Here is a 13,173-nt window from a genome sequence, read left to right on the forward strand (position 1 = left end):
CGCTACGAGGAGGGTTTAAAACATGAAGGATAAACAGCTCTACATGATTGGCAACGCGCATTTGGATCCCGTTTGGCTCTGGCAGTGGCAGGAAGGCTTTCAGGAGACGAAAGCGACCTTCCGTTCCGCGCTTGACCGGATGAACGAATCGGAGGATTTTATCTTTACGTCGAGCTCGGCGGCCATGTACGAATGGGTGGAAAATAACGACCCGGCGATGTTTGAAGAAATCAAGCAGCGCGTGAAGGAGGGCCGCTGGCATATCGTCGGGGGCTGGTGGATTCAGCCGGACTGCAACATTCCAAGCGGCGAATCGTTTGTCCGCCAAGGCTTGTACGGTCAGCGCTACTTCAAGGAGAAGCTTGGCGTAACGGCTAAGGTCGGCTACAACGTGGACAGCTTCGGCCACAACTCGATGCTTCCTCAGATTCTGAAGAAAAGCGGCATGGACTATTACGTGATGATGCGTCCGATGCCAAACGAGAAGGCGCTGCCTGGCCGGCTGTTCTGGTGGCAGTCCGACGACGGCTCCAAGGTGCTGACATTCCGGATCATGTACGAATATTTGTCCTGGGGCAAGGATTTGGAGAAGCACGTCCGCCGATGCCTCGGCGAGTTTAAGGAGCCTGTCAACGACCTGATGCTGTTCTACGGCGTGGGCAACCACGGCGGCGGACCAACGAAGGAGAATATCGAAAGCATCCGGAGGCTGAACGGCGAGCCGGATCTGCCAAAGCTGACCTTCGCGACGCCGGACAACTATTTTCACGATATGGAGAACAAAGGTCTTGAATTCCCGGTCGTGCACGACGATCTTCAGCATCACGCAAGCGGCTGTTATGCGGCGCATTCCGGCGTGAAGCAGTGGAACCGCCAAGCCGAGAACAAGCTGGCTGCCGCGGAGAAATATTCGGCGCTCGCCTCCTGGATTACCGGACAGCCGTATCCGAAGGAATTCGACCGCGCCTGGAAGAACGTCCTGTTCAACCAGTTCCATGATATCCTGGCAGGCACAAGCCTCGAGCCTGCGTATCAGGACGCCGCTTATTTGTACGGGGAAGCGATGGCTATCGCCGACCGTTCGCTGAACTATGCCGTCCAATCGATTTCTTGGAACATCGGCATCGAGCAGGATGTGCGGACAACGCCAATCGTCGTGTTCAACCCGCATGCTTGGCAAAGCCGCGTGAATGTGGAGCTTGAGATTGGCGGCATTAAACCAAACGCGGTGCTGCTGGACGATATGGGCAATGCCGTGCCGTTCCAGACCGTCAAGTCGCAGGCGGCGGCAAGAGGCCGGTTCCGCTTGAGCTTTATGGCCGATCTGCCGTCCATGGGCTATCGCGTGTATAAGCTGATGAAGGAGTCCGATTCGGCGAAGCCGGTTGGCGAACCGATCAAGGCGAGCGACCTTGTGCTCGAGAACGGACGGTTCCGGCTCGAATTCGATCCGGTCAGCGGCGGCATCAAAAGCTTGTACGACAAGAAGGCGGAGCATGAAGTGTTTAAGGGCGAAGGCGCACGGCCTGTCGTGATCGAGGACACGTCGGATACGTGGAGCCATGACGTCCTCCATTTCAACAAACAGGTTGGAAGCTTCCGGGCGAAGAAGGTGCACCGCATTGAGCACGGACCGGTCAAATCGGTTATCCGCGTCGTAAGCGAATACGGCAGCTCGAAGCTTGTTCAGGATTTCGCGATGTATCCGGACAAGGATCAGATTGACGTGCAGGTTACCGTCGATTGGCGGGAATCGTTCAAGATGCTGAAGCTGATGTTCCCGATGAACGTGGTATTCAGCAAGCATACGTACGAGATTCCATACGGCACGATCGAGCGGGAGCATAACGGTGAGGAAGAGCCGGGCCAAAGCTGGGTTGACTTTACGGGTCTTATTCCGGACAAAAATACCATTCACGGCATGAGCTTGATTAACGATGCGAAATACAGCTACAGCATTCACAACAAGGAGCTCGCCCTGACCGTGCTCCGCAGTCCGATCTACGCGCATCACGTTCCTTACGAGCCGGATCCGGACGGCGAGTACTCGTTTATCGACCAGGGGATTCAGCGTTTCCAATATACGTTATTGCCGCATGAAGGCTCATGGGAGGATGCGGGCACCGTCCGCTGCGCGGCGGAGATCAACTGCAAGCCTACGGCTATTATCGAGTCGTTCCATGAAGGAAAGCTGCCGCAAACCGATTCCTACGCAACCGTGGACAAGGACAACATCGTCATCAGCGCGATTAAAAAGGCCGAGGATAATGACGACCTTATCATCCGCTGCTACGAGACCTCAAAGAAGGCGACAACGGCCGAAATCCGGCTGCCGAAATGGGACCGTGCGGTAACGGCTGCATTCAAGCCTTCGGAAATCAAGACGTTCCGGATTCCGAAAAAGGCGGATCAGCCGATCAAGGAAACCAATATGCTCGAATGGGATGAGGCTTAACATGAAAGCGAATCCGGAACAGGCATTGTGGGAGCGGCTTCGCGATACCGGCAAGTATATGCTGGACAACGGCCTGGCATGGGGCAACTCCGGCAATATAAGCGCGAGGGCAGGCAATGACAATTTCTTGATTACGGCTAGCGGCACGGATATGGGCGAGCTCACCGAAGGGGACTTTGCCCTCTGTCCGGTCTCGGGCCATATGGAGTCCCGCGAAGGCAGTCCGAAGCCGTCCAAGGAAGTGCCTATGCATCAGGCTGTGTACGAGCTTCGTCCGGACATCAACGCCGTGCTGCACGCCTCGCCGTTCTACGGCACCATGATAGCCTGCAGCGGCGAGCCGATCCCGGCGGATTGGTTCGTCGAAGCGATGTACTATCTGGAGCGGGTGGAAAGAGTGCCTTATTATCATCCGGGCTCGCGCGAGCTCGGCGAAGCGGTAAGAGCGAAGGCGGGCGCGGCGAATATCCTGCTGCTGGAGAACCACGGCGTGCTCGTGTACGACACCAGCTTGCGCGAGGCGAGAATGGCTCTGCATACGCTCGAAACGGTATGCCGGATGATGGTGGAATCCCGGAGCTCGGGAACAAAGCTGCATTCGCTTCCGGCAAGGACGGTCGACGGTTTCCTGAATGATTCGGGCTACCGCTCGAGAAGGAAGTGGAGCAAATGATCGGCGTTGTGGCGGACGATATAACCGGAGCGGGCGATATCGGCATCATGTTCGCGAAGTCCAGCATGGACACGCATGTCTATCCGCTGAGGGACGCGGTTTCTGCGGTGCCCACGGGCGCTTCAGGTCCGGATGTGCTTATTATCGATACGAATTCGCGGCTGGACCGGCCGGAAGAGGCTTATGGCAAAGCTTTTGAGGCAACAAAAAAGCTTGCCGAGGCAGGCTGCGCAACCTTTTACAATAAAACCTGCTCCGTCTTCCGGGGCAACGTCGGCGCCGAGTTTGACGCGATGCTTGACGCGTTGGGCGTTTCCTTCGCTATCGTCGTGCTTGGCTTTCCAAAGACGGGAAGGACGACCATTGGCGGCATTCATTATGTACGCGGCGTGAAGCTCGAGCAATCGGAATTCCGGCATGATCCGGTGCATCCGATGACGCGGTCGGATTTGGCGGGGATTTTACAGGCGCAGACGAAACGCAAGGTGGATCGCATCGACATCGGCATCGTCGATGAAGGCAGCGAAACGCTTCGCAAGGCAATTGCCTCGAAGAAGACGGCTTGCGGTTACTTGATTATCGACGTACGCGACCAAGCTTCTCTGAGAATCATTGCCGAGGCGGTGAAGGATGAGCCCGTGCTGTGCGGAAGCTCCGCGCTTGCGGAGGAGCTGGCTGCGTTATGCAGGCCCGATTTGCCTGAATTGGGAACGTTCCCAGAATCAGTGAAAGCTTTACCGTCGAAACGAGGAGGAGTCCTGTGCGCCGCCGGGAGCCTGATGCCGCAGACGGCGGCTCAGACCCGGTATCTAAGGGAGAAAGGCGTGGCGGCGATCGAGCTTGATTCGCTGCTGCTCCTTAATGCGGAGCGAAGCCCGGAGCATCAGCGGGAAGTCGCGGACGAAGCCGCGCGTCGCCTCGCAGCCTGCGAGGATGTGCTCATTTATGCCTCAAACGTGCCGGAAAAGGTCGCGGAGACGAAGAGGCTGGCGTCGCTTCAAGGGTTGGAGAATACGGCAGTATCGCGCCTCGTTTCGGAGGCGCTGTCCGAAACGGTGAAAAGCGTGTGCGACAGGACGGGACAGCGCCAGATTGTCGTAGCGGGCGGGGAAACCTCCGCGGCCGTATGCGGCAAGCTTGGCATTTCCGCTTTTCGCATTCGGAAGGAGATCGAGCCCGGCCTGCCGTCTTGCGAATCGCTGGAGCCTGGGAGGCGGTTGTTTGTCCTCAAGTCCGGCAGCTTCGGCGGCGAGGATTTTCTGTGGAAGGCGATCGGGCATTTAAAAGAAGAGGGAGGCTGGACTTGATATGAGTCATGCGCTGGAGAGATTGATGGGGAAATACCCGGAGCTGGAAAGCTGCCGTGAAGATATCTTGAAAGCCTTCGGTCTGCTGAAGGCGACGTACGAGAAGGAAGGCAAGCTGCTGCTGGCCGGCAACGGAGGCAGTGCCGCCGATTGCGAGCATGTCGTAGGAGAACTGATGAAGGGCTTTATGTCGAAGCGGCCGCTTCCTCCGTCCGAGAGGGAGAAGCTGCTTGTCCACGGCGAGGAGGAAGGCTCGTATTTGTCCGATCACCTGCAGGGGGCGCTGCCTGCGATCTCGCTGGTGAGCCACTCCGCGTTAGCGACAGCGTTTATCAACGACGTGGCGGCGGACATGATGTTCGCGCAGCAGGTGTACGGTTACGGACGCAAGGAGGATGCGCTCGCCGTCTTCAGCACGTCGGGCAATTCCGTTAATGTCATCCGCGCCGTGCAGGTAGCGAAGTCGCTTGGCCTCGCGACGATTGGCCTGACGGGCCAAAGCGGCGGACGGCTGCATTCGCTGTGCGACGTCACGATCCGCGTGCCGCACGAATCGACGCCGGACATCCAGGAGCGGCATTTGCCGATTTACCATACGCTGTGCATCATGCTGGAGGAGGCGTTCTTCGGATGACGACGCTGCTTGGCGGATTGGATATCGGCGGAACGAAATGCGCCGCCGTCCTCGGACGTGCGTCCGAGGACGGGATCGAAATCGTTGCGAAGCGCAGCTTTCCGACTCCGGCTAGTCCGCAGGAGGCGCTAGAAGCGCTTGGCGCCGTATTGGCGGAACTCGCGGATGAGCATCATGCTCCCGGTTTACAGGCAATCGGCATCAGCTGCGGCGGTCCGCTGGACAGCGGGGCAGGGCTTATCCTGTCGCCGCCTAACCTGCCGGGCTGGGACCGCATCGATGTCGTGACTCCTTTTAAGGAACGCTTCGGCGTGCCGGTCGGGCTGCAAAACGACGCGAACGCCTGCGCCCTCGCGGAATGGAAGTGGGGAGCGGGGCGAGGCTCGCGGAACATGATCTTTTTGACGTTCGGCACCGGAATGGGAGCTGGGCTTATCCTTGACGGCCGATTGTATGCGGGAACAAACGACATGGCTGGCGAAGTCGGCCATATGCGTCTGGAGCAGGATGGGCCGGAGGGCTATGGCAAATCCGGCTCGTTCGAGGGCTTCTGCAGCGGAGGCGGTATCGCTAAGCTTGCCCGCTCGAGGGCGCTCGAATGGCTGGCCGAAGGGAAATCGACGCTGCTCTGCTCGAAGACTGGCGAAGTTGACGGCATTACGGCTAAGCTTGTCGGGGAGGCGGCCAGAGCCGGCGACGAGCTCGCGCTGGACGTGATGGGCAACGTCGGCAGGCAGCTCGGACGGGGCCTTGCGGTTCTCGTCGACGTGCTTAATCCGGAGCGGATCGTGATTGGCAGCATTTACGCCAGGCAGCAGGCATTGCTTGATCCGGGCATGCTTGCGGAGCTTCAGGCCGAGGCGTTATCGCTCTCGCTTAAGGCTTGCCGAATCGTGCCGGCCGGGCTCGGCGAAACGGTAGGAGACGCGGCAAGTTTGTCAGTCGCGCAATATGCTCTTGCACGCGAATAGAAATGAGGAGGCAATGCCATTATGTTGACTTGTAACGATTCATCCGCGGCTTCCGTTTCCGACGCATGCCGGACATGGCTTGGCGGCGTAGGCATGACCGCCAACCTGGACCAAGGAGAGAAGGAGCTCTTGTTTGTATCGGAGGAGAAGAAAAGGGAGTCTGACACGCTTGGCGTCTATACGGCGATCGAGCGGTTATACCAGGACGACGCCGAGCAGCCTGGGGTGATTGTCCGGCTCAAGCTTCGCTGCTACGACCGGTTCTTGCTCGCCTTCGTGGACGGCAGCGTCGTCTCCGAGAACGACTTCGGCAACCACCGCGCCTTCGCGCCGGACAATGCCGTAACGATCAAGCTGGGGCTGCCGTCAGGCATCGAAGGCGTGCTGGCCAATTACCAGCATAAGGATTGGTGGACGCGTCCGCATTTCGATACGGACCTTACGAAGCTGCCGGACCGCACGCTTTCGCTGCTCTGGCGTTCGGAGGATTCGTATTATCACCTGCTGCCGGTTTGCGGTCCGAAGTACCGCACGGATCTCGCTGGCGGCTCGTCGGAAAATGAGGCTCTGCAGGTCCGAGTTTCCTCGCATGTAGGCGGCATGACGCGCTGCGATACGTTCGCGTTCCTGCTCAGCTGGGGCGATGACCCTTATGAGCTGGCTGAGAATGGAGTGGATACGGCGCTTCGCGAGCTCGGCTACCCGGCTCTGCCCCGTCAGAAGAAGGAGTATCCGGAAATATTGGATTTTTTGGGCTGGTGCAGCTGGGATGCCTTCTACCATCAGGTGGACGAGAAGGGACTGCTCGCCAAGGCGGGCGAGCTGCATGACATCGGCCTGCCGGTCAAGTGGGTCATGATCGACGACGGCTGGTCGGAAATCGAGGACCGCAAGCTTCGCGCCTTCGACGCGGATCAGGAGAAGTTCCCGCAAGGCCTCGCGCATACCGTCGGCGCCTTGAAGGAGCGGTTTGGGGTAAATTGGGTCGGGGTGTGGCATACGATTGCCGGCTACTGGAACGGCATCCATCCGGACAGCCGGCTTGCGGCCGAATACGCCGATTTCTTGTTTGAGACGAAGAGGGGCAACGTTATCCCTTATCCGGACGAGGCAAAGGGCTTTGGCTTCTGGCATGCCTGGCACGGGTATTTGAAAAATCAGGGCGTCGATTTCGTCAAGGTGGACAGCCAGAGCGCGGTGAACAACTTCCTGCGCCACCATCGCCCGGTAGGCGCTTCGGCGTCCGCGGCGCATAGCGCGCTGGAGGCGTCGGTAACGATGCATTTCGGCCGTACGATTATTAACTGCATGGGCATGGCTTCGGAGAATATCTGGCATCGCCCGGTATCTGCCGTCTCGCGAAACAGCGACGACTTTGTCCCCCAGGAGCGAAGCGGGTTCCGGGAGCATGCGCTGCAAAATGCGTACAACTCGTATTATCACGGCCCGTTCTATTGGGGCGACTGGGACATGTTCTGGACGCAAAATCACGACGATGTGCAAAACGCGGTTCTGCGCGCGGTCAGCGGCGGACCGGTCTACTTCAGCGACGCGCTAGGGAAGACTGATCCGTCCAAGCTTTGGCCTCTTATTTACCGGGACGGCCGAATCATCCGCTGTGACCGGACGGCGAATCCGACTCCGGATTGCTTGACCGTTCTGCCATCGGATGCCGGCATGCCGCTTAAGCTATGGAACACGGCTGGAGGCGCCGGCGTTGTCGCAGCGTTCCATGTTGGAGACGGCGGCGGATCCGCCGATGGTACGGTCTCATCGTGCGACGTGCCCGGCTTGACCGAAGGGCCGGTGCTGCTCTATGACTTTTTTGCGAAGAACGCACGCATGCTAGCCGCGGGAGAGAAGGCGGATTTCAGGCTCGAGGAGGAGCAGTGCAAGCTGTACCTGCTTATACCGGCAGCGGAAGACGGCGTGATTACTCCGATCGGCCTGACGAACAAGTATGTTTCGAGACATGCTGTAAAGAGCCATCACATAGAGGACGGCGTTACCGTGGTAACGCTGATCGAAGGCGGCTCCTTTGCCTTCGCGGCGGACCAAAAGCCTTCCGGCGCGCGCGTTAACGGGACGGAAGCCTCCGTCACCGAACAGCCGGGCGGATATTACGAAATAGACTGCAGCCATGCCGCAGGAGAAGTCACGATCGAAATCGTCCAAGCCTAAGCTTGGACGATTCGTGTATGCGGGCTTACAAAAGCAAAGGATGTGAAGAAGATGAACGGTATATTGCCTGCCGGCGAACTGCCCGTGCTGTTCGAGGCGGATGCGGCCGTAATCGGCGGTTCCTTCGCAGGAATCGCCTGCGCGGTTCGGCTGGCGCAGCGAGGGATGAAGGTTGTCGTTCTCGAGCCTAGGACGTACCTCGGAAGGGAATTGACCGCAACGCTCCGACCGTGGTTAACGATCCCGCAAAGCATACCTCCCAAGCTGCTGCCGCTGCCGATCCGCCAAGCGTTGAGAGGGCAAGAAGGCTCTGCGGAGGGAGGGAATTATGTGCCGCTTCACCCCGATTCGTTGAAGCGCGGACTGGAGGATCTGCTCGCGGAGCATGGTGTTGAGCTGTTGTACGCAACTTTGCCAATCGCAATCATCCACGCTGCCGGAGAAGCGGCGGGGCTTGTTGTTGCTAATAAATCGGGCCGGCAAGCGGTTTACTCCCCGTTGATTGTTGACGTGACCGAAACGGCGCTTTCCGCAGCCTTGTGCGGCGAGCCGGTGCCCGAATATGCGGAAGGTGATACCGCGTTATTCAAGCGAACGCTGGAATTCACCGGCGTTGACCCGGATGCGGATTCCGAGCTGGCGGTTCCGGCGGTGATTGGAGTCGGCAGCCGAATCACGCTTCGTCAAGGCTACCTTGGCAAGAAGCATCGCTTGGCGGAATTTGTTATTGCCGCTGCCAGCGGCAATTCGCTTGATGCGGACAGGGAACGCGAGATTGAAGCGAGGCGCATCGGCATGCGGCTTGCGGCCTATTTGATGAACGAGGTTCCGGCGTTCCGCAAGGCCGCATTCACCGCGTCTTCCCATGAACTGCTCGGCCCGTTCCCGATCCGTGAGGAAGCATCACGGGAAGGGAGTTTCGGACCTGAAGCAGCAGCCGCTTCCGTCTCCGGCGTCTATGCGCTCGGCACGCGTCTCTACCGCAATTGCGAAGTGTCTTTGCTTGATCCGGTACAGGCCGCCTTGGCAGGCGAACGTCTCGCGGACGCGCTGATCGAGGCGCGATCTCCTTCCGAATCCAGGCATCTTGAAACGTATGAGCTCGTCTCGGGAGCAGGTTACTCTTCAGACTCCGCGCAAAACGGGGAGATAGCCGTTCCCGCTTTTACCGGCAGCGACGGGACGGGACGTACGATTCGCGTGCAATCCCAGCCGATTCCCTTGCTGACGCAGGTCGACGTTCTTGTGGCCGGCGGCGGTACAAGCGGAGCCTGCGCCTCGATTACGGCGGCGCGGGAAGGGATGGATACGCTTCTGCTGGAACTCAATCCCGGTCTTGGCGGCACCGGCACGTTCGGAGGCGTCGACAGCTATTGGTTTGGCAAGCGGGGCGGTTATGCGGCCCAGATCGCGGAGGAAGTGCTTAGCATGCAGCGCGACATCCGCTATAAAGGGCATAAATGGAATCTCGAAGCGAAAATGTATGCCCTGCTGAAGCAAGCGGACGAAGCAGGCGTCCGGCCGGTGTTCAACGCCATTACGTTCGGAGCGGTCAAACGCGGGAACCGCGTATGCGGCGCGGTTGCGGCAACGCGGTGGGGCGCTTACGCGGTTACGGCGCAAGCCGTAATCGATTCGACCGGCGACGGAGACGTGGCGGCGATGGCGGGTGCATCATTCGAATACGGCTCCGAAAAGGACCATACGGTCATGTGGTATTCGCTTGCCCAATTCCAGACGCCGGGCAAGCTGCAAAACAATTTTACGAGCATGGTCGACGTATCCAATGCGCTTGATTATACCCGTGCGATTCTGGCCGGCCGCCGACGCGGCAGCGCTTGTCATGATCACGGCATTTACGTTGCGACGAGGGAGAGCCGGCATATTATCGGCGATGTCGTCATGCGCCTCTCCGATCAGCTGCTGCACCGCCGATGGCCGGATGTGGTTAACGTTCATTTCAGCAACCATGACGTGAAAGGCGTCAGCGGGGCGGAGTGGGTTAACGTCGGTTTAATTCCGCCGAACCTGGAAATCGAAGTGTCTTACCGCATGCTGCTGCCCAAAGGGCTGGAAGGTATGCTTGTCGTCGGCAAAGCGATATCGGCAACGCATGACGCCCTTCCGGCAATCCGGATGCAGTCGGATCTTGAGAACCTGGGGGCCGTCGCCGCGCTGGCCGCGGCGCAGGCTGTCCGGTCGAAGCAAACGCCGAGAAGCATCGACATCCGTACTTTACAGCATGTATTGGCTGATAAGGGGCTTATCCCCGAAGAGTCGCTTACAAGACAGCTTGCCCCGATGCGCTATAGCGACGATGAGCTTATCCGGTTAGTCGATTCCATCGAAACCGAGGAACCGCTGTACGAATACTCGAATATGCGGATGAACGAGGTCTACCGAAGGGAGATTCCGTTTGCCGAGATTTGCTCGGCGGGACCGCGGATCATTCCTTACGTCGAGAAGGCTTTGAAGCGGGCAGAGGGCGTGAAACGCATCCGGCTGGCACAGGCGCTTGCCATGCTTGGCTCCAAGGAAGGCGTGCCGGTCCTGGTCGACGCGATCATGAACGAGCTGACCGGCGAGGAACTTCCGATTCGAACGGCGGAGATTATGTACGTGCAGCTCCCGCCCGATCACGGGGCCATGCCGGATGTCACTTATTTGCTCTATTCACTCGCAGTGGCCGCGGATCCGCGCTCGATTCCGGTATGGGAGAGAGTGTCGGCGCTGCTGCGTCCGGACGAAGAAGATTTCAAAGATACGTTGAAGGGCATCTTCTATTACGTCGACTGCGTATGCCGCGGCGCGGAGCGTCTTGGCGACAGGAGGGCTCTGCCCGCGCTCGAACGGCTTCGCGGCATTGCACTGTTCAAGGACCAGCAATGCCGCGGCGGCGCGCAGCCGGATTACTTCCTGGAGCGCCGGTCGATGCTGGAGCTCGCGATCGGAAGGGCGTTGGCGAGATGCGGCAGTCCCGATGGCTATCACATTTTGATCCGTTATTTAGAAGACGTCCGGTCGCTGCTTGCGAAGAGCGCGCTGCTCGAGCTGCGTAGGCTAAGCGGTCGAGAGGACGGGAAAGACGCACGGCAATGGCGCCGCTGGGTGGACACGGAGAAGCCTTACGAACGAACCTATCCGCTTGGGATGCAGCTGGACATCGAGCGGGACAGCGAAACTCTGCTGCGGAAGGCTCTAAGGGGTGAAAACGTATGATAATTAGCCTGGATATCGGAACGACAAATATGAAAGCCGGTCTCTTCGACGAGCGGGGCAGGCTGCTGGCGTCGGCGAACCGGCCGAATGAAATTCGAACCGCTGCGGATAGCTTTTCCTATTACGACCCCGAGCAGCTATGGGGCAATATTGCCGCTATGATCCGCCAACTGACTGCGGGAAAACCGGGGTTGGCGGTCCGGGCGATCGGCATTACGAGCATGGCGGAGAGCGGTTTGCTGGCGGACAGGAGCACGGGAAAGCCGCGTTCCCCCATCCTTCCGTGGTTCGAGCGTTGTTCGCTCGATCAGGCCAAGGCGATCGAGGATGAAGTGGACGCGTTCGAGCAGTTCCAAGCGACCGGTCTTCGGCCGTCATTCAAATATGGGCTTGCAAAGCTGCTGTGGCTGAAGGAGCGGAACGAGGATTCGCTTCGCTCCGCCGTCTGGCTGTCGGTTTCTTCCTACATCGCAAGCCGCCTGACTGGCAAGGTGGCGGAGGATTATACGCTTGCAGCGAGATCCTACGTTTTCCGTATCGCGGAAAAACAATGGGACGCGCCGCTGCTTCGGCATTTCGGCTTGGAGGAAGAGCTGCTGCCGCCTGTTGTTCCGACCGGCTCTGCCGCTGGCAGCGTCACGTCAGCGGCCGCGGGCGCTTTGGGTCTGACAGCCGGCACGCAGGTATTCCTGGCCGGTCACGATCACGTGTGCGCCTCGCTCGCGGTTGGCTTGTCGCCGCGCGGGGGGATCTACAATTCAATGGGAACGGCCGAAACGGTTGTCGGCAGTTTTGGGGAGAGAACGCTTACGGAGGCGGATTATGCGTCCGGGCTGGCTTACGGGCTGCATCCGGTACCCGGGCAGCTGTTCTGGCTGGGCGGTCACTCTTCATCCGGCGGTTCCGTCGAGTGGCTGCGGGAGGTGATCGGGGAAGAAAAGGCGGGCTATGAGCGTATTTTGGAGCTGCTCGACGAGGCTTCTCCAATGCCCAGCGGCATCATCTACCTTCCTTATTTGTCGGGCTGCGGGGCACCGGCTCCCGATCCTTACGCCAAAGCCGCTTTTATTGGCCTTGCAAAGTCCCATGGCCGAAGAGAGCTCTTGCGAGCCGTGCTTGAGGGCAACGCCTACCAGATGGAATCGATCCGCCGCTGCGCGGAGGCCGTGTCCGGCAGCCCGATCCGCAGGCTGCGAGTCGTAGGCGGCGGCGTCCGGAACCGCCACTGGCTCCAGATCAAGGCGGATGTTTCCGGCATCGCGCTGGAGGTGCCGGACATTCCGGAAGCCGCTCTGACAGGAGCCGCTATAACAGCCGGCGTCGGGTCTGGTGTGTACGCCTCCTTCCAGGAGGCCTCCAAGGCACATACCGGCGAAGGAAGCGCTAAGGCGGTCTTCACGCCGAATCCGGAGCGCCATGCCCGGTATAGCGAATTATACGAGCACCGCTTTTTGACGTACAGCCGCATGTTGTCAGAGGCAAGGCTGGATTGAAAACCTCATTTTGCCCCCGGTCAACAGACCGGGTTATTTTTTTGCGTATTATGTCGCGATAATGGCTTGCAGCCCGCAATATCGGAGCATCCTTGGCGGGAAGGGCAGCAACTCCCGGTGAAGGTTACGAACGTAGATAGGATTGGGATCGGTACAGGAAAGCAGATTGAAATATTATTGTTTTTATAATCAATTAGATATATAAATAATGTTTTATGTATATTATAATCCAAAATATAA

8 protein-coding genes and 2 pseudogenes are annotated in these 13,173 nt (G+C 58.9%); all 10 read left to right on the forward strand.

The window, feature by feature from the left end:
• Nucleotides 1–22 precede the first annotated feature (22 nt).
• On the forward strand, nucleotides 23–2,455 hold the full coding sequence (locus tag EV294_RS06520) for an alpha-mannosidase (RefSeq protein ID WP_132304916.1): 2,433 nt from the start codon (nucleotides 23–25) through the stop codon (nucleotides 2,453–2,455).
• Nucleotide 2,456: 1 nt separating this feature from the next.
• Entirely contained in the window at nucleotides 2,457–3,128 is a 672-nt protein-coding gene (locus EV294_RS06525; RefSeq protein WP_132304918.1) for a class II aldolase/adducin family protein, read from the forward strand.
• Nucleotides 3,125–4,435, forward strand: a complete 1,311-nt coding sequence (locus tag EV294_RS06530; RefSeq protein ID WP_132304920.1) for a four-carbon acid sugar kinase family protein — start codon at nucleotides 3,125–3,127, stop codon at nucleotides 4,433–4,435. Before EV294_RS06525 ends, EV294_RS06530 begins: the two co-directional genes overlap by 4 nt.
• Nucleotide 4,436: 1 nt before the next feature.
• Nucleotides 4,437–5,069 carry a D-sedoheptulose-7-phosphate isomerase gene (locus EV294_RS06535; RefSeq protein ID WP_132304922.1) on the forward strand — a complete coding sequence of 211 codons (633 nt, stop codon included), beginning with the start codon at nucleotides 4,437–4,439 and terminating at the stop codon, nucleotides 5,067–5,069.
• Nucleotides 5,066–6,040 (forward strand): ROK family protein, encoded by a 975-nt coding sequence (locus tag EV294_RS06540; protein WP_132304924.1) that lies wholly within the window; start codon nucleotides 5,066–5,068, stop codon nucleotides 6,038–6,040. The genes EV294_RS06535 and EV294_RS06540 overlap by 4 nt, the downstream gene beginning before the upstream one ends.
• Nucleotides 6,041–6,061: 21 nt before the next feature.
• Nucleotides 6,062–8,221: a Sip1-related alpha-galactosidase gene (locus EV294_RS06545; protein WP_132304926.1), complete on the forward strand. Its 2,160-nt coding sequence runs from the start codon at nucleotides 6,062–6,064 to the stop codon at nucleotides 8,219–8,221.
• Between the two features lie 51 nt (nucleotides 8,222–8,272).
• Nucleotides 8,273–8,785: pseudogene (locus tag EV294_RS31070) on the forward strand (FAD-dependent oxidoreductase); the annotation flags it as partial.
• A gap of 684 nt (nucleotides 8,786–9,469) precedes the next feature.
• Nucleotides 9,470–9,964: pseudogene (locus EV294_RS31075) on the forward strand (FAD-dependent oxidoreductase); the annotation flags it as partial.
• A gap of 27 nt (nucleotides 9,965–9,991) precedes the next feature.
• Nucleotides 9,992–11,440 carry an FAD-dependent oxidoreductase gene (locus EV294_RS31080; RefSeq protein ID WP_481856050.1) on the forward strand — a complete coding sequence of 483 codons (1,449 nt, stop codon included), beginning with the start codon at nucleotides 9,992–9,994 and terminating at the stop codon, nucleotides 11,438–11,440.
• Entirely contained in the window at nucleotides 11,437–12,933 is a 1,497-nt protein-coding gene (locus tag EV294_RS06555; protein ID WP_132304930.1) for an FGGY-family carbohydrate kinase, read from the forward strand. Before EV294_RS31080 ends, EV294_RS06555 begins: the two co-directional genes overlap by 4 nt.
• Nucleotides 12,934–13,173: the final 240 nt, after the last annotated feature.

The organism is Paenibacillus sp. BK033, assembly GCF_004345425.1.
In the GTDB taxonomy this organism is placed as follows: domain Bacteria; phylum Bacillota; class Bacilli; order Paenibacillales; family Paenibacillaceae; genus Pristimantibacillus.